The sequence below is a fragment of the Microbacterium sp. NPDC057407 genome (genome assembly GCF_042803895.1).
In the GTDB taxonomy this organism is placed as follows: Bacteria; Actinomycetota; Actinomycetes; order Actinomycetales; family Microbacteriaceae; genus Microbacterium.
Genome location: NZ_JBHVCA010000007.1, coordinates 76058 through 92549 on the forward strand (window position 1 = coordinate 76058; position 16492 = coordinate 92549).

20 protein-coding genes and 1 tRNA gene are annotated in these 16492 nt (G+C 71.0%); 14 read left to right on the forward strand and 7 right to left on the reverse strand.

The window, feature by feature from the left end; genetic code table 11:
- Positions 1 to 63: 63 nt before the first annotated feature.
- Positions 64 to 678, reverse strand: coding sequence for a hypothetical protein (locus ACFUTX_RS15595; protein ID WP_378866704.1), 615 nt, complete (start codon positions 676 to 678; stop codon positions 64 to 66).
- Positions 679 to 739: 61 nt separating this feature from the next.
- On the opposite strand from ACFUTX_RS15595, the gene ACFUTX_RS15600 reads away from it, so the two are divergent.
- The 10 genes from ACFUTX_RS15600 to ACFUTX_RS15645 all read left to right on the forward strand — a co-directional run bounded on the left by ACFUTX_RS15600 (position 740) and on the right by ACFUTX_RS15645 (position 7927).
- Positions 740 to 1177 carry a pyridoxamine 5'-phosphate oxidase family protein gene (locus ACFUTX_RS15600; protein ID WP_378866707.1) on the forward strand — a complete coding sequence of 146 codons (438 nt, stop codon included), beginning with the start codon at positions 740 to 742 and terminating at the stop codon, positions 1175 to 1177.
- A gap of 143 nt (positions 1178 to 1320) precedes the next feature.
- Positions 1321 to 1393 (forward strand) — tRNA-Trp (locus tag ACFUTX_RS15605).
- A gap of 93 nt (positions 1394 to 1486) precedes the next feature.
- Complete coding sequence (gene secE / locus ACFUTX_RS15610) at positions 1487 to 1756, forward strand: preprotein translocase subunit SecE (protein ID WP_378866710.1); 270 nt, start codon at positions 1487 to 1489, stop codon at positions 1754 to 1756.
- Between the two features lie 73 nt (positions 1757 to 1829).
- Positions 1830 to 2861 (forward strand): transcription termination/antitermination protein NusG, encoded by a 1032-nt coding sequence (gene nusG / locus ACFUTX_RS15615; protein ID WP_378866713.1) that lies wholly within the window; start codon positions 1830 to 1832, stop codon positions 2859 to 2861.
- A 211-nt stretch (positions 2862 to 3072) separates the two neighbouring features.
- Positions 3073 to 3504, forward strand: a complete 432-nt coding sequence (gene rplK / locus ACFUTX_RS15620) for a 50S ribosomal protein L11 (RefSeq protein WP_378866716.1) — start codon at positions 3073 to 3075, stop codon at positions 3502 to 3504.
- Between the two features lie 14 nt (positions 3505 to 3518).
- Positions 3519 to 4208, forward strand: a complete 690-nt coding sequence (gene rplA / locus ACFUTX_RS15625; protein ID WP_378866719.1) for a 50S ribosomal protein L1 — start codon at positions 3519 to 3521, stop codon at positions 4206 to 4208.
- Positions 4209 to 4412: 204 nt separating this feature from the next.
- Positions 4413 to 5459, forward strand: coding sequence for an NAD(P)H-dependent flavin oxidoreductase (locus ACFUTX_RS15630; RefSeq protein ID WP_378866722.1), 1047 nt, complete (start codon positions 4413 to 4415; stop codon positions 5457 to 5459).
- A 121-nt stretch (positions 5460 to 5580) separates the two neighbouring features.
- Entirely contained in the window at positions 5581 to 6387 is an 807-nt protein-coding gene (locus tag ACFUTX_RS15635) for an amino acid ABC transporter substrate-binding protein (protein ID WP_378866725.1), read from the forward strand.
- 69 nt (positions 6388 to 6456) lie between these two features.
- Positions 6457 to 7125, forward strand: a complete 669-nt coding sequence (locus ACFUTX_RS15640; protein ID WP_378866728.1) for an amino acid ABC transporter permease — start codon at positions 6457 to 6459, stop codon at positions 7123 to 7125.
- Positions 7112 to 7927 carry an amino acid ABC transporter ATP-binding protein gene (locus ACFUTX_RS15645; protein ID WP_378866731.1) on the forward strand — a complete coding sequence of 272 codons (816 nt, stop codon included), beginning with the start codon at positions 7112 to 7114 and terminating at the stop codon, positions 7925 to 7927. Before ACFUTX_RS15640 ends, ACFUTX_RS15645 begins: the two co-directional genes overlap by 14 nt.
- Before the next feature lie 34 nt (positions 7928 to 7961).
- Here the strand turns inward: ACFUTX_RS15645 and ACFUTX_RS15650 are convergent, their stop codons facing one another.
- On the reverse strand, positions 7962 to 8237 hold the full coding sequence (locus ACFUTX_RS15650) for an acylphosphatase (protein ID WP_378866733.1): 276 nt from the start codon (positions 8235 to 8237) through the stop codon (positions 7962 to 7964).
- 59 nt (positions 8238 to 8296) lie between these two features.
- On the opposite strand from ACFUTX_RS15650, the gene ACFUTX_RS15655 reads away from it, so the two are divergent.
- A complete protein-coding gene (locus ACFUTX_RS15655; protein WP_378866736.1) occupies positions 8297 to 8650 on the forward strand; it encodes an iron chaperone in 354 nt (117 codons plus the stop codon).
- 12 nt (positions 8651 to 8662) lie between these two features.
- Here the strand turns inward: ACFUTX_RS15655 and lysE are convergent, their stop codons facing one another.
- Positions 8663 to 9355 carry an L-lysine exporter gene (gene lysE / locus ACFUTX_RS15660; protein ID WP_378866739.1) on the reverse strand — a complete coding sequence of 231 codons (693 nt, stop codon included), beginning with the start codon at positions 9353 to 9355 and terminating at the stop codon, positions 8663 to 8665.
- Positions 9356 to 9426: 71 nt separating this feature from the next.
- Between lysE and ACFUTX_RS15665 the strand changes: the two genes are divergently transcribed.
- Positions 9427 to 10323 (forward strand): LysR family transcriptional regulator ArgP, encoded by an 897-nt coding sequence (locus ACFUTX_RS15665; RefSeq protein ID WP_378866742.1) that lies wholly within the window; start codon positions 9427 to 9429, stop codon positions 10321 to 10323.
- Positions 10324 to 10482: 159 nt separating this feature from the next.
- On the opposite strand, the gene ACFUTX_RS15670 is transcribed toward ACFUTX_RS15665, so the two are convergent.
- The 3 genes from ACFUTX_RS15670 to ACFUTX_RS15680 form a co-directional block, all read right to left on the reverse strand.
- Positions 10483 to 11514, reverse strand: coding sequence for an NADP-dependent oxidoreductase (locus ACFUTX_RS15670; RefSeq protein WP_378866744.1), 1032 nt, complete (start codon positions 11512 to 11514; stop codon positions 10483 to 10485).
- Positions 11515 to 11737: 223 nt separating this feature from the next.
- The gene (locus ACFUTX_RS15675; RefSeq protein ID WP_378866747.1) at positions 11738 to 12205 is read right to left on the reverse strand and encodes a MarR family winged helix-turn-helix transcriptional regulator; all 468 of its coding nucleotides are present in this window, start codon (positions 12203 to 12205) and stop codon (positions 11738 to 11740) included.
- 11 nt (positions 12206 to 12216) lie between these two features.
- Entirely contained in the window at positions 12217 to 13899 is a 1683-nt protein-coding gene (locus tag ACFUTX_RS15680; RefSeq protein WP_378866831.1) for an MDR family MFS transporter, read from the reverse strand.
- A 186-nt stretch (positions 13900 to 14085) separates the two neighbouring features.
- On the opposite strand from ACFUTX_RS15680, the gene ACFUTX_RS15685 reads away from it, so the two are divergent.
- The gene (locus ACFUTX_RS15685; RefSeq protein ID WP_378866750.1) at positions 14086 to 14589 is read left to right on the forward strand and encodes a 2'-5' RNA ligase family protein; all 504 of its coding nucleotides are present in this window, start codon (positions 14086 to 14088) and stop codon (positions 14587 to 14589) included.
- A 25-nt stretch (positions 14590 to 14614) separates the two neighbouring features.
- Here the strand turns inward: ACFUTX_RS15685 and ACFUTX_RS15690 are convergent, their stop codons facing one another.
- Complete coding sequence (locus ACFUTX_RS15690) at positions 14615 to 15274, reverse strand: YqaJ viral recombinase family protein (protein WP_378866753.1); 660 nt, start codon at positions 15272 to 15274, stop codon at positions 14615 to 14617.
- A gap of 106 nt (positions 15275 to 15380) precedes the next feature.
- Between ACFUTX_RS15690 and ACFUTX_RS15695 the strand changes: the two genes are divergently transcribed.
- Positions 15381 to 16418, forward strand: a complete 1038-nt coding sequence (locus tag ACFUTX_RS15695) for a zinc-binding dehydrogenase (RefSeq protein ID WP_378866756.1) — start codon at positions 15381 to 15383, stop codon at positions 16416 to 16418.
- The last annotated feature ends 74 nt before the right edge of the window (positions 16419 to 16492 follow it).

Here is a 16492-nt window from a genome sequence, read left to right on the forward strand (position 1 = left end):
CGCCAACACACGCCGACCCGCGCGCAGCGCACCGGCGTGTCTTGGCGACTCGCGGCTTTCGGGTCAGAGCGCGGCGCGCGCCTGCGCGATGGCCTCGGCGGCCCACTCGACCTGCTCGGGCGTGCCCCAGCGGGTCGCGGCATCCAGCGCCCGCTCGAACTCGGTGAGCGCGTCGCGGGGGCGTCCCGCCTCGAGATGCGCCCAGCCGGCGTTGTTGTGCAGCGACACGAGCCAGCGGCGCGTGCGCGCGTCGGTGGTGGGGTCGAGCACCTCGATCGCGCGCTCGGTCCATTCCTGCGCGCGCTCGACGTCGGCGATCGCCAGCATGTGCAGGGCGTCGACCTGCAGGAACGTCAGCCCGGCGTCGGCCGCGGCCTCCGCAGCGAGCTCGAACAGGGGCCGTGCGGCCTCCGCATCGCCGGCGGAGTTGCGGAGGCGCCCGCGCTCGAGCGCGACCCGCACCGACACCTCGGGGGAGGTCACCGCGACGGTGCTGAGCACGGCGTCGGCCTCGACGAAACGCTCCTGCAGACCCAGTGCGCGGGCCACCTGGGTCTCGAGCTCGGCGCGGGTCGAGGCATCCGGTTCCGCGTCCGCGGCACGCCGCAGACGCGACTCCGACGCGACGGGATCGGAGAAGTCCCACAGCTCGTCGAGCAGCGCCTGTGCGAGGGGCATGGGGGCATGCTAGCCCCACGCGGGGGTACCGCTCCCGGTCGCGCCCGACGAGGATGGGGGCATGAGCGAGCCGGTGGACCCCGTGGTGATCCTGACGGATGAGGAGTGCTGGGAGCGCCTTCGCACGCAGGAGCTCGGCCGCCTCGTCACGCGCGTAGGCGATGTGATCGACATCTTCCCGGTGAACTACGTGGTCGACGGCGAGAGCGTCCTGTTCCGCACCGCGCAGGGCAGCAAGCTGTTCGAGCTGACGGTCCGCGACGAGGTGCTGTTCGAGGTCGACGACCACACCGAGGCCGACGCGTGGAGCGTCATCGTGCGAGGCCGTGCGCACGCGCTGCGGACGTCCGCCGAGGTGGAGCGGGCCGACGGGCTGGGCCTCGCGCCGTGGATCCCGACGCTCAAGTACACCTACGTGCGCGTCGAGGCGACGTCGCTCTCGGGGCGCGCCTTCGAGCGCTCGGGCGAGCCCGACCGGTACGGCGTGCAGCAGTACTGACGATTCGCGGGGCTCCGAGGCATGCCGTACACTGGACCATGCAGTTGAAGTCTGCATTCTTTCGCCGTGCCCGTCGTTCGGGCAGGTCCCTCGTGATCAGCAACCGGTGGAAGAGTGCGGGCATCCGAGGCCCCCGGGCCTCTAGGGCGGTAGCTCAATTGGCAGAGCAGCGGTCTCCAAAACCGCAGGTTGCAGGTTCGATTCCTGTCCGCCCTGCGCGTCAGCGCTACGTCGGCACCACCATGCCGGCGGTTGACAACACAGTGCGAAGGCGACTGCCGTCGCACGGAAGGTAATCAGGTGGCATCGATGGTTCAAGACGAGCCGAAGGGCGAGATCGTCGCGGCGGGCGGCGCACCCCGCGAGAAGAAGCCCAACGTCTTCGCGCGGATCGCCATTTTCATCCGTCAGGTCTTCGCCGAGCTCCGCAAGGTCGTCACCCCGACGCGCCAGGAGCTGCTGAAGTACACGGCGGTCGTGCTCGGCTTCGTCGTCGTCATGATGGCGATCGTCTACGGCCTCGACGTGCTGTTCGTGTGGGTCGCGACGGTCGTCTTCGGAGTGCCCGGCGCCGCCTGAGCCGCCTGTCTCGACAGAGCGAACGACGCCGGCGGGACCACGTCCCGCAGCGGACAGAACGGAAGAGAACGCAGTGTCTGAAAGATTCATCGACGACGCCGACTGGGCGACGGCGGCTGAGCAGTCCTCCGAGGACGACGAGGCCCAGGAGGGCAACGTCCTCGCCGAGGAGGACCGCGCCAACACCGCTGCCGAGCACGTCGCGATCCACATCGTGGACGACGGCGCCGACACCGACGAAGACCTGGACGACATCGACATCGACGACCCGGAGGCGGACGCCATCGTGAACGACGCTCTGAACCTCGACGAGGCGGCCGAGACCGAAGCCGCCGCCGAGGTCATCAACGACTCCATCGCCGAGGAGGTGGCCGAGCTCGAAGCCGAGGCCGCCGACGAGGTGACCCCCTACGACGGTCCCGACGTGAACGGCGACGAGGACTTCGACGCCGAGGGCGACGAAGACGCGGACGACGCCGACGAAGACCCCTACGAGGCGTTCCGCGCCGAGCTGCGCAGCCTCCCGGGCAAGTGGTACGTCATCCACTCCTACGCCGGCTTCGAGCGCAAGGTGAAGGCCAACATCGAGCAGCGCAAGTCGACGCTCGAGGTCGAGGAAGACATCTACCAGATCGAGGTCCCCATGGAGGACGTCGTCGAGATCAAGAACGGGCAGCGCAAGATGGTCACGCGCGTCCGGATCCCCGGCTACGTGCTCGTGCGCATGGAGCTCAACGAAGACACCTGGTCGGTCGTGCGTCACACGCCGGGCGTCACCGGCTTCGTGGGCAACGCCCACAACCCGACCCCGCTCCGCTTCGAAGAGGCCTTCAACATGCTGAAGAGCCTCGTCGAGATCAAAGAGACCGCGCCCGCGAAGGCCGGCGCCGCGAAGAAGGGCGCCGCGGCCGCCGCGCGCGTCATCCCGGCCGAGGTCGACTTCGAGGTCGGCGAGACCATCACGATCAAGGAAGGCTCGTTCGCGGGCCTCCCGGGCACGATCAGCGAGATCAAGCCCGAGAGCGGCAAGCTCACCGTGCTCGTCTCCCTCTTCGAGCGCGAGACCCCCGTCGAGCTCTCGTTCGACCAGGTCACGAAGCTGTAGATCGCGCAGAGCGATCTTCGAGAGAGCGGATGCCCCGGTATCCGCTCTCTCGCGTTTCCGGCGGGGCGAAACGGCGGACGGATGCCTCGGCTCGCGGCATCCGGTAGACTAGAGCGGTTGCGCGTGTCTGCGTGACGATCCCCACCACGTTCAGGGTTCGCCTGAGTCGTGGAAGCGCGCCCGCCAGGGCGCACGAACAGGAGGAACAAGAATGGCACCGAAGAAGAAGGTGACCGGCCTGATCAAGCTTCAGATCAACGCCGGTGCAGCCAACCCGGCGCCGCCGATCGGCCCCGCGCTCGGTCAGCATGGCGTCAACATCATGGAGTTCTGCAAGGCGTACAACGCGGCGACCGAGTCGCAGCGCGGCAACGTCATCCCCGTCGAGATCACCGTCTACGAGGACCGCAGCTTCACCTTCGTCCTGAAGACCCCTCCGGCCGCGGAGCTCATCAAGAAGGCCGCCGGCCTCCAGAAGGGCTCGTCGACCCCGCACACGACCAAGGTGGGCAAGCTCACCAAGGAGCAGGTGCGCCAGATCGCCGAGACGAAGCAGCCCGACCTGAACGCGAACGACCTCGAGGCCGCCTCGAAGATCATCGCCGGCACCGCCCGTTCCATGGGCATCACGGTCGAGGACTGAGGGGGATAGGAAACATGGCTACCAAGTCCAAGGCCTTCCAGGCCGCTGCCGCCAAGATCGAGGCGGACAAGTTCTACACTCCGACCGAGGCCGTCGCCCTGGCGAAGGAGACCGGTTCGGCGAAGTTCGACTCGACCGTCGAGGTCGCGCTCAAGCTCGCCGTCGACCCCCGCAAGGCCGACCAGATGGTGCGCGGCACCGTCATCCTCCCGCACGGCACCGGCAAGACCGCCCGCGTCATCGTGTTCGCGACCGGTCCGGCCGCTGAGGCCGCCATCGCCGCGGGTGCTGACGAGGTCGGCGGCGCCGAGCTCATCGAGAAGGTCGCCGGCGGCTACACCGCGTTCGACGCGGCCGTCTCGACGCCCGAGCTCATGGGCCAGGTCGGTCGTCTGGGTAAGGTGCTGGGTCCCCGCGGCCTCATGCCCAACCCCAAGACCGGCACCGTGACCCCGAACCCGGCCAAGGCCGTGGAAGAGATCAAGGGCGGAAAGATCGAGTTCCGCGTCGACAAGCACGCCAACGTGCACTTCGTCGTCGGCAAGGCCTCGTTCTCGGCCGACCAGCTCGACGAGAACCTCAAGGCCGCGCTCGAGGAGATCATCCGCCTCAAGCCGTCGAGCTCGAAGGGTCGTTACATCCAGAAGGGCGCCGTGTCGACCACGTTCGGCCCCGGCATCCCGCTGGACGTCAACTCCCTCTGATCTCCGGATCAGCACAACGGGGCTCCACCTTCGGGTGGGGCCCCGTTTCTCGTTCGGCCGCATGGCGCGTGCACAACGTCGGTCTTCCGGGCCGCGGCGGCGGTGACGGATGCCTCGGCCCGCGGTTTCGTCGCGAATGGCCGACGTTGTGCACGACCCCGCCCGACGCCGCGCGGAGCACCCGACCCGGGGTAGCGTCGGGGGATGGCGAACCCCCTGCTCGGACTCTTCGGGATCGACCGCCCGATCGTGCTCGGGCCGTTCGGCGGCCTGTCGTCGGTCGCCTTCGCCGCGGCGGTCAGCCGGCGCGGAGGACTCGGATCGTACGGGCTCTACGGCTACGGCGCCGCTCGCATCCACGACACCATCGCGCAGCTGCGCGCGGCGACACCGCGGCCGTTCGCTGTCAACCTGTGGCTGCCGGTCGGCGACGAGCTCACGCCGGCCGATGTCGACCTCGGCCCCGCGCTGGGCGCGATGGCGCCGCTCTACGAGGCGGCGGGCGTGGCCATGCCCGAGCCTCCCGAGCGGTTCCTTCCCGACGTCGCCGAGCAGGTCGAGGCCGTGCTCGAAGCGGCGCCGGCCGCGCTCAGCGTCGTCTTCGGGGTGCCGAGCGCCGACGTCGTCGACGCGGCGAAGAGCCGAGGCATCCGGCTCATCGGCACCGCCACCAGCGTCGAGGAGGCGGTCGCCCTCGCCGACGGAGGAGTCGACGCGATCGTGGCGACGGGGGCCGAGGCCGGCGGACACCGGGTGTCGTTCCTGCGCCGTGCCGAGGACTCGCTCGTCGGAACGTTCGCGCTCGTGCCGCAGGTGGTCGACGCCGTCGACGTGCCCGTGATCGCCGCCGGCGGGATCGCCGACCGACGCGGAGTCGCAGCCGCTTTCGCGCTGGGGGCCGCGGGCGTGCAGGTGGGGACCGCGTTCCTCCGTACGGCGGAGTCCGCTGCGACCGAGGGGCACCGTGCGGCGATCGGCGCAGCCCGCGCCACCGATACCGTGCTGACGCGGGCGATGAGCGGACGGCTGGCCCGAGGCATCCCGAATCGCGCCCTGCGCACCTTGGAGACCGCGGGTGTCATCGCTCCGTTCCCCGCTCAGAACTGGGCGACGGGGGTCTTCCGAGCCGCGGCAGGAGCCCGGGGCGACGCCGAGCTGGTGTCGCTGTGGGCGGGGCAGGCAGGCGCCCTCGCGCGCGGCGACCGGGCCGACGCGGTATTCGACGAGCTCGCGGCGGGGCTCCCCGGCTGACTCCCAGCAACGGGGCGTAACCCGATGGAAGCTGTCGGGACATCGCGTGTTGTACTGGAAGGCCCGGGTGCTCGCCCGCCCGCCGGCCATCCCCCCTTCACACCCCACCAGGAACATCACCATGCCACGCCGTAAGCTCACCGCCATCGTCCTCGCCGCCACCGCAGCGCTCGCCCTCTCGGCGTGCAGCTCCTCCTCGTCCGAGCCGTCCGGCTCGGCCGCCGCCGGCGCCGACCTCGGTCTGGTCACGGACGGCACCCTCACCGTCGCCACCGAGGGCACCTATCGTCCGTTCAGCTTCCACGACGACAGCGGCGAGCTGGTCGGCTTCGACGTCGAGATCGCCGAAGCCGTCGCCGACAAGCTCGGTCTCGAGGTCGCCTTCCAGGAGACCCAGTGGGACGCGATCTTCGCGGGTCTGGATGCCGGACGCTTCGACGTCATCGCGAACCAGGTGTCGATCAACCCGGAGCGCGAGGAGAAGTACCTCTTCAGCGAGCCCTACACGGTGTCGCCCGGCGTGGTCGTCGTGGCCGAGGACGACGACTCGATCTCGAGCTTCGAGGACCTCGACGGCAAGACCACCGCCCAGTCCCTCACGAGCAACTGGTATGAGCTCGCCGAGGAGAACGGGGCCACCGTCGAGGCCGTCGAGGGCTGGGCCCAGGCCGTCGCGCTTCTCGAGCAGGGCCGTGTCGACGCCACCGTCAACGACAGCCTCACGTTCCTCGACTACGAGAAGACGAACGGTCCCACCGGCCTGAAGATCGCCGCCGAGACGGACGAGCCGGGCCTCAGCGCCTTCGCGTTCACGAAGGACAAGGAGGCGCTCGTCGAGGCGATCGACGAGGCGCTCGCCGAGCTGCGCGACGAGGGCGTGCTCGCCGAGATCAGCGAGAAGTACTTCGGCGAAGACGTCACCCAGTAGCACCGAGCCGCCGCTCGCCCTAGCGTGGGCGGGCGGCGGTCTCGTCTGCCCGCAACGGAAGGACGTCTGATGGAAGGCAGTGTGTGGTCGCTGCTGGTCGAGTCGTTCTGGCCGCTCGCGCTCGCGGCCATCACCGGCACGATCCCGCTCGCGCTGGCGTCGTTCGCCCTCGGACTCGTGATCGCCATCGCGGTGGCGCTCATGCGCCTGTCGCGCAACCCCGTGCTCTCGGGCATCGCGCGGTTCTACGTGTCGGTGATCCGCGGCACGCCGCTGCTGGTGCAGCTCTTCGTCATCTTCTTCGGCCTGCCGTCGGTGGGGGTCGTGATCGACCCGTGGCCGGCCGCGATCGTCGCGTTGTCGCTCAACGTGGGCGGATACGCCGCCGAGATCGTGCGGGCGGCGATCCTCTCGGTGCCCAAGGGGCAGTGGGAGGCGGGCCACACCGTCGGCTTCTCGCAGGCGCAGACGCTCACCCGGGTCATCCTGCCTCAGGCCGCGCGGGTGTCGGTGCCGCCGCTGTCGAACACCTTCATCTCCCTCGTGAAGGACACCTCCCTCGCCTCGACGATCCTCGTCACCGAGATGTTCCGCCGCGCGCAGCAGATCGCCGCGTTCACGTACGAGTTCATGGCGATCTACCTCGAAGCGGCTCTGATCTACTGGATCATCTGCATGGCGCTGTCCGCCGGGCAGAGCGCCCTCGAGAGGAGGCTCGACCGCTATGTCGCCCATTGACCCGGCCGGCGACGCCCTCGCGCCGCCGTCCGGCGACGACCTGGGGCCGCTCCTTCGCGTCACCGGTCTGACGAAGAGCTTCGGCGCGAACCGGGTGCTCGACGGTGTCGACCTCGACGTGCACCGCGGCGAGGTCGTGGCGCTCATCGGCCCGAGCGGCTCGGGCAAGACGACCGTGCTGCGCTGCCTCAATGGGCTCGAGACGCCCGAGGAGGGGATCGTCGAGTTCGCCGAGGGACCGCGCGTCGACTTCGCGGCGCCGTTGTCGAGGGCCGATCGCGTCGCGATGCGCGACCGCTCCGCCATGGTGTTCCAGCACCACAACCTCTTTCCCCACCGCACCGTGATCCAGAACGTCATCGAGGGGCCGGTGTACGCGCACGGCGTGCCCAAGGCCGAGGCGATCGCCCGCGCCGAGGCATTGCTCGACCGCGTGGGACTCAGCGAGAAGCGCGACGCCTACCCGTTCGAGCTGTCGGGCGGTCAGCAGCAGCGCGTCGGCATCGTGCGCGCCCTCGCGCTGCAGCCGGCCCTGCTGCTCTTCGACGAGCCGACGAGCGCCCTCGACTCCGAGCTCGTGGGAGAAGTGCTCCTGGTGCTCAAGGAGCTCGCCGACGAGGGCTGGACGATGCTCATCGTCACGCACGAGCTCGCCTTCGCCCGGCAGGTCGCCGACGAGGTGCTGTTCTTCGACCGCGGCGTGGTCGTCGAGCGCGGTGCGCCGAAGGAGCTCTTCACGAACCCGAAGCACGAGCGCACCCGCCGGTTCATCGACCGCATCCTGCGCCCCTTCGAGGACTGACGCGGGCGCCGCCTGCGAAGCGCCCGCACTGGAGTCACTCGGTCGGCCTCACCTCGAAGTCGCGGTCGCCGGAGGGCGAGGCATCCGTCACCGTCGCGGAATCGACCCGCGACCCGGGCGGGCCCTCGGCCATCCAGGCGAGCACCTCGTCGACCTGCGCCGAGGTGCCCTCGACCTCGGCTTCGACAGACCCGTCGCGCCGGTTGCGCACCCAGCCGACGACCCCGGCCTCTCGCGCGACCATGCGCATCGTGTAGCGGTAGCCGACGCCTTGCACGGCGCCGCGCACGACCACGTGGACCCGTCTCATGCCTCCATCGTGCCTCCTCGCGGGTGTTGCGGGAGCGGTGGGGGTGACAGGATGCCTGCATGGGAACCGTCGACGACCTCCTCGCCGGCCTCGACCCGGCCGACCGTGCGCCCATCGAGCGTGTCTACGCCGTCGCCCAGGAGGTCGTGCCCGACGCGCAGCAGGGGCTCGGGTACGGGATGCCGGCGCTCGTCTACCGAGGGAAACCGCTGGTCTCGGTCATGAGGGCCAAGAAGCACATCGGGGTCTACCCGTTCAGTCCCGCGGCGGTCGAGGCGGTCGCGGCGACACTGGCGTCGCACCCCGGGATCGGACTCGACAAGGGGACGATCCGGTTCCAGCCGGAGCATCCGCTGCCCGACGATGTCGTGCGCGCGCTGGTGCTCGCCCGGAAGGCGCAGATCGACGGCTGAAGCGCTGCCCGGTCAGTGCGGGAGGACGAGGCTCACACCGAGCGCGATCATCACGACGGCGATGACGGCGTCGAGGACGCGCCACGCGCGCGGTGTGGCGAGCCAGCGTCCGAGATAACGCGCCCCGAACGCGAGACCGAAGAACCAGATGACGCTCGCCGCCATGGCTCCCGCGGCGAACAGCCAGCGCTCGTCGCCGTGCGTGCTGGCGACCGTGCCGAGCAGGAACACCGTGTCGAGGTACACGTGCGGGTTCAGCCACGTCAGCGCGAGGCACGTGAGCACGACGGGCAGCAGGAGGGTGCGCGTCGTCGTCGCCGCCGACGAGCGGGAGACGGATGCCTCGGCCCCGGTGTTCGCCGCCTCGCCGGCGCCCTCGGCCGAACCCGGACCCGCACCGTCGACCGAGAGCGAGCGGTCGGACGGGCGCCACGCGCGCCGGGCCGCCAGGATCCCGTACGCGATGAGGAACGCGGCGCCCGCCCAGCGGACGACGTCGACGAGCCAGGGCACCGCCTGCAGCACCAGCCCCACCCCCGAGACGCCGAGCGCGATGAGGACCGCATCGGATGCCGCGCAGATGGCCGCGACGACGAAGACGTGCTCGCGCCGTAGCCCCTGGCGCAGCACGAACAGGTTCTGCGCGCCGATGGCGATGATCAGGGAGAAGCCGAGTCCGAGACCGGCGAGGACGGGGGTGAGCACGCTTCGACGCTACGTAATCCCGCTGATTCAGTCCAGCTCATGATTCTTCAGGTGCATTAGCCTGACTGTCGATGCGCATTCCGTTCGAACTGGCCGAGACCGTCGCCGCCGTCGTCGACGAGGGAACGCTCGACGCGGCGGCCCGCCGCCTGCGCATCACACCCTCTGCCGTCAGCCAGCGCATCAAGACCCTGGAGGAGCAGCTGGGGCGCGTGGTGCTCGTGCGCTCCAAACCGGCCAGGCCGACCGACGCGGGGGCCGCCGTCATCCGGCTCGCGCGCCAGGCGGCGCTCCTCGAGCACGACACGCTGGCCGAGCTCGGGGCGGACCCGGCTGAAGGGGCGCGAACATCGGTGCCGCTCGCGGTGAACGCCGACTCGCTGGGCACGTGGTTCCTCGAGCCGCTCGCGCGACTGGGGGAGAGGCATCCGGTCGTCTTCGACCTGCACCGCGACGACCAGGACTTCACCGCCGGGCTGCTCGAGTCGGGAACCGTCATGGGCGCGGTCACCTCGCGGGCGACCCCGGTCGCCGGCTGCCGGGTGAGCGTACTCGGGGCCATGCGCTACGAGGCGGTGGCCACGCCCGCGTTCGTCGGCCGATGGCTGCCCGACGGGGCGTCGGCCGACGCTCTCGGGGCGGCGCCGGTGGTCGACTTCGACCGCCGGGACGACCTGCAGAACGAGTGGCTCGCCGCGCGAGGCGCGAAGGGGCAGCCGCCGCGCCACTACGTGCCCGCGTCGAACGACTTCGCCACCGCCGTGCGGCTCGGCCTTGGCTGGGCGCTGCTGCCGACCTTCCAGGCGGCGCCCGGGCTCGAGCGAGGCGAGCTCGTGCGACTGGGCGGCCCGCCCGTCGACGTGCCGCTGTACTGGCAGCAGTGGAACCTGCGCTCGCCGCTGCTCGATGCGATCGCGGGTGAGATCGTCGCCGAGGGTCGCCGGGTCCTCGCCCCGCTCGCCCGCTGACGGGCGGGTTCGCCGTCGGAAACGCAGGAGACGCGCCGCGTTCGCCCCGTCCGGGCAGGCGGATTGCGGCGCGTCTCCTCGATTCCCGACATGCGCCCGTCCGGGCAAGCGGATCGCGGCGCGTCTCCTCGATTCCCGACGGGCACGCCGCGGCGGGGGTCAGTCGTCGCTGACCCGCAGCACGACCTTTCCGCGCGTGTGGCCGTCTTCGAGGTGCCGGTGGGCGGCGGCCGCCTCCGGCAGGTCGTAGACACGGTCGATGTAGACCTGCACGGCGCCCGAGTCGAGCAGGCGTCCGATCGTGGCGAGCGTGCCGCCGTCCGGCACGACCTTGAACGAGGTCGCGCGCACGCCGGCCTCGTCGGCGACCTCCGCGTAGTCGGGCCACGAGCCCGTGGGCACCACGATGTACAGGCCGCCCGGGCGCAGCACCCGCAGCGATCGCGTGCCGGTCGAGCCGCCGACGTTCCCGACGAGGTCGATCACGACGTCGACGTCGGCGACGACCTCGTCGAAGCGCGTCGTCGTGTAGTCGATCACCACGGCCGCTCCGAGCTCGCGCAGCCACCCGGCGTTGCGCGCCGACGCGGTCGCGGTCACGTGGGCGCCGAAGTAGGCCGCGAACTGCACGGCGAAGTGGCCCACGCCTCCGCTTCCGGCGTGGATCAGGATGCGCTGCCCCTCATGCGCTCGCGCCGTCTCGACGACGAGCCCCCACGCGGTGAGGGCGGCCAACGGCACCCCGGCCGCCTCGACGTGCGAGAGCGAGGCGGGCTTGCGGGCGACGGACAGCGAGGGCACGACGACGTACTCGGCGTACGACCCGCCAGTGCGGGGGAACGCCGCCATCCCGAAGACCGGTGTACCGGGCGCGAGGGGGTGCGCCTCGTAGGGGCTGCGCACCACGATGCCGCTGAAGTCGAAGCCCAGCGTCGAGGGGTGTGCCGGCAGCTGGGACGAGACCCCGGCGCCCGAGCGGGTCTTCGCGTCGATCGGGTTGACGCCCGCGGCGACCACGCGCACGAGGAGCTCGCTGAGCACGGGGGACGGGACGGGGACGGATGCCTCGACCAGCGTCTCGGGTCCGCCGGCGCCGTCGAACACGATCGCCCGCATTTCGGAGGGCGGCTCGGAGACGGCGACGCTCTCGGAGTCGGTGACGGGAGCTGATCGCAGCGGCCGGAATCTCATTCGGTCGCTCCTTCCGCATTCGCGTCGTCCCCACAGGCCGTCCCCGCCGACGTAGAGCCAGTCAACCCCGGGAATGTCTCACTCGTGTTACGCCGGTGCTACCGGACCGAGAAGCCCTGCCCGGAGCCTCCCGAGAGGACGTGAAGCGCCGTCCGACGCGAGCCCCGGGGGTCATTAGCGACCCGTCGGGCGTTGGTCCCTACGCGGCGGGCGGGGTGAGCCGTCAGGAGGCGGTGGGGGACTCGCCCGCCGTCAGGGCGTGCAGGAGGCGCGAGAGATTGCGGATGTCGTCGATCGGCCAGTCCTCGAGGGCGTCGACCAGGGTGCGTTCCTGGGGAGCCCGGGCCTCGGCCAGTCGCTCGAGCCCGGCGGGCGTCGGCGACAGCAGGCTCGAGCGGCCGTCGGCGGGGTCGGGCGTGCGCTCGATCAGACCGAGCTGCTCGAGCTCGCGCACCGTGCGGCTGATCTGCCCCTTGTCGGCCATGAGGCTCTCGGCGAGCGCCGAGAGGGTGACCGACTCGCGGCGGACGATCGTCGTGAACACCTTGTATGCGCCCGGCAGCATGCCCGGGCTCACGCGATTCGCGTTCTCCGACATCACCCGCCGGAACCGGTTGATCAGCTCGCCGAACTCGGCCTCGAGGGCGCGCACCGCCTCGGTGCGCGCCTCGCGGGTCTCGTCAGCGGTCATCGTGATCGACACTAGCCGCGGCGGCGGCGCCTGGCGTGACCGGATGCCTCGGCCGCGGCATCCGGAACCGCCACGCTGCCGGTCGCCTCGAGGGCGGCCATCCCCTCGGGGGTCGACACCGTCGCCAGGTCGGCTTCGATCGCCTGCACCCGCTCGCTCGTCGTCATGCGGGTGAGCGGTGTGTTCGGGAGGAAGATGATCGCGACCAGGCTGATGACGGCCAGCGGCACGGCGATGAGGAACGAGTGGGCGATCGCGGTGGCGTAGATGTCCTCGACGATGACGCGGATCGACTCGGGCAGCGCCGAGACCTGCGGGATCGTTCCCGACTGCAGCTGCTCGCCGATGGCGGCGCCCTCCTGTCCGAGCTTCATCAGAGCGGTGCCGATGGCGTCCTTGCGGTCGAGGAAGAGGTCGGCCGCCGAGGTGGCGAGGGTGGCGCCCATGACCGACACGCCGATCGTGCCGCCCAGGCTGCGGAAGAAGGTCACTCCGGAGCTCGCCACGCCGATCTCGCTGGGGTCGGCGGTGTTCTGCACGATGAGGACGAGGTTCTGCATCGTCATGCCGACTCCGGCGCCGAGCAGGAACATGTAGAGCGACACGAGAGCGAAGTTCGTGTCGTAGTGGATGGTCGACAGCAGGAACGAGCCGGCGATCAGCAGCACGCCACCGACGACGAGATACGGCTTCCAGTGGCCGTGACGCGTCACGAGGCCGCCGATCACGACCGAGGCCAAAAGCAGGCCGCCGATCATCGGGATCGTCATGAGTCCCGCCTCGGTCGGGGTCGCGCCGCGCGCGAGCTGCATGTACTGGCTGAGGAACACAGAGGTGCCGAACATCGCGATGCCGATGGAGATCGACGCGATCACGGCGAGGGTGAAGGTGCGATTGCGGAACAGCGTCAGCGGGACGAGCGGCTCCTTCGAGCGCAGCTCGACGATCACGAACACGACGGCCGCGAGGAGCGCACCGCCGACCATGAGGACCGTCTCGAGGCTCCACCACTCGTAGTCGTGACCGGCGTTGGTCACCCAGACGAGGAGGAGCGAGACCGCCGTCGACAGCAGCACGATGCCGACGTAGTCGATGCGCGCCTTGGTGCGCGGACGGCGCGGCAGGTGGAGCGTGCGCTGCATGATCACGAGCGCGGCGACGGCGAACGGCAGCGCGATGAAGAAGTTCCAGCGCCAGTCGATGGTGTCGGTGATGAACCCGCCGAGCAGCGGTCCGCCGACGGTGGCGACGGCCATGACAGCGCCGAAGAGGCCCATGTATCGGCCGCGCTCACGCGGGCTGATGATGTCGGCCATGATGACCTGGCTGAGTGCGGCGAGACCGCCGGCGCCGATGCCCTGCACGGCGCGGAAGGCGATGAGCGTTCCCGGATCCTGCGAGAACCCCGCGGCCGCGGTCGCGAGCACGAAGATGACGATGGCGAGCTGGATGAGCAGCTTGCGGTTGAAAAGGTCGGCCAGCTTCCCCCAGATCGGGGTCGAGATCGCGGTGGTGAGCAGCGTCGCGGTGACGACCCAGGTGAACGCGGCCTGGTCGCCGCCCAGGTCGTGGACGATCACCGGGAGCGACGTCGACACGACGGTCGAGGCCAGCATCGAGACGAACATGCCGAGCAGCAGGCCGGTGAGCGCCTGCAGCACGCGGCGACGCCGACGCTTCTCTTCAACGTCCATCGGGGAGGCGACGGCCGAGGCGGGCGCGGTGGCGGGTGCTGTCATGTGAATCCTTCGGGGTGAGCGGGATGAAGAAGCCGCGACGCCGTCGGCGCGAAAGTTGACATCGATCAACAGTTGAGTTCAGTCAACTATATGGTCAATAGTTGATGCACGTCAACTATTCCCGTGGGGGAGGATGGGCTCATGCTCAGCGTCGAACTGGTGCCGGACGCCGCGGTCGATGCCGCCGTGCGGGCCGACTGGGCGCGACTCGACGCGGCGGGCCTGCCCCACGCCGGGCGCAACCCCTCGCCGAGCAACCGTCCGCACCTCACGCTCGCCGTGCGTGATCACCTCGACATCGCCGCACTCGCCGGGGTCCAAGAGCTGCTCCCTCTGCCGCTCCACCTCGGCGGGATCGTGCTGTTCCGCCATTCCCGGCGCGTTGTCGTGGCCCGCCAGGTCGTCGTGTCGGCCGCGCTCCTGCGGCTGCACCACGAGATCGCCGAGCGCCTCGGAGCGCCCGAGCCCCGCTACGCCAACACCGGCCGCGACCGCTGGACGCCCCACGTCACGCTCGCGCGCTCGGTCCCGATCGAGCGGCTCGGAGAGGTGCTCCAGACCGTGGCGGCGCCCGAGGTCGAGGGCGCGGCCACCGGGCTTCGCGTGTGGGATGCCGCGGCGAAGATCGTGACGACGCTGGCCTGACCGTGCACGCGGCCGCGGACGGCGGTCAGTCGGCCAGGGCGAGGGCGCGGAAGGGCTGACGCGGGGCGGCGGGCTGCGGCATCCGTTCCACCGGCGCCCGCCCGCGGGTCGTGCGGTGGTAGAGCTCGTCGATGAGCGCGGTCGCCAGTCTCACGAGCTTGGCGATCTCGGCGTCGTCGCGGTCGACCCACGCGGACCGCGGCTCGTCGTCGACGGGGACGAAGCCGTCGTGCTGCTCCCACGCGACGAGCGTGCGCTCGGCGCCGAGCACATGCTGCTGCCACCACACCTGACGAAGGTAGGAACGAGGGATGCTGCGCCACGACTTGTTCGTCGTCTTGATCTCGGCGAGCACGATGCGTCCGGACACGTCGACCGCGATGCCGTCGGGTGTCGCGAGGTGCCGCTTCTCGACGACGGCGTGGAAGAGCGCCGACGAGGGACGGATGCCGTGGGTCGCGGCGACCCACGCGGCGATCTCGGGCTCTCGTGCGCGGCCGTGGGCGGTGTAGGCGTTGCCCGAGAAGCCCGAGCCCATGAGCTTGGCGTCGGCGGCGCGAGCGATCGCCCGGTCGGAGGTCAGGGTCGCGACATCCGTGGCCGTGATCCCCCGCGAGCGCGCCCGCACCCACGCGACCCGATCGCGGGAGTCCGCGACGATGCGGGCGGCGAGTTCGGGGGTCACCCTTCGAGGCTACGCCGCCGCCGCGACATCCGCCGACACGACCCGCGCGTCCCGCCGCCCTTCGTTCCCCCGTCACCTGCCGGAGCGGCCGTGGAAGGATGGCCGGATGCGAGCCGTCCGCTTCTCGGCGTTCACCGAGCCCCCGACCGTCGTCGACGTCGCCGAACCGGTCGCGCCGGCGCACGGCGCCGTCATCCGCGTGACCGCGACCGGGGTGTGCCGCAGCGACTGGCACGCCTGGCAGGGGCACGACGACACCGTCTCGCTTCCGCACACGCCCGGGCACGAGTTCGTCGGAACGATCGCGTCGGTCGGCGACGAGGTCCGCCGCTGGACGCCGGGGGCGCGGGTGACCGCGCCGTTCGTGAACGCGTGCGGCACGTGCGAGACGTGCGCCGAGGGGCGCCAGAGCATCTGCCCGAACCAGACCCAGGCCGGCTTCGACCGTGACGGGTCCTTCGCCGAGCTGGTCGTCGTCCACCATGCGGACGTCAACCTGGTGGCGGTGCCCGACGCGATCGACGACGCCACCGCCGCGAGCCTCGGGTGCCGGTTCGCGACCGCGTACCGTGCGGTCGCGAGCCGGGCGCGCGTCGCCGCGGGCGAGCAGGTCGTGGTCTTCGGGTGCGGCGGCGTGGGGCTCGCGGCCCTCCTCGTCGCGCGTGCGCGCGGCGCGCGGGTGGTGGCGGTCGACGTGTCACCCGCGGCGCTCGACCTGGCGGCGCGTCTCGGCGCCGACGAGCTCGTCGACGCGACCGTCCCCGACCTCGACGCGCGACTGCGCGCCGCGACCTCGGGCGGTGCGCACGCGGTGATCGAGGCGATCGGTCGCGCCTCCCTCGTGCGTCGGGGCGTCTCGTGCCTGCGGCCCGGCGGCCGGCACGTGCAGGTCGGGCTGCTGGCCGGCGACGACGCCGACCCGCCGGTCGACGTCGGGCGCATCCTGGCGCTGGAGCTCGAACTGCTCGGCAGTCACGGCATGTCGGCGCACGAGTATCCCGCGATGCTCGACGAGATCGCCCGCGGGACGCTCGACCCGGCGGCGCTGGTGGGCCGGACGATCACCCTCGACGAGGCGCCCGCCGCGCTCGCGACGATGTCGTCAGCGGCCCCGGCTCCGGGGACGACCGTGATCCTGCTCTAGGCGTCGGCGTCCAGGTCGGCGTCCCGGTCGGCGTCGCGGTCGGCGTCGCGGGTCGACCGCGCCAGGTTGCTGTA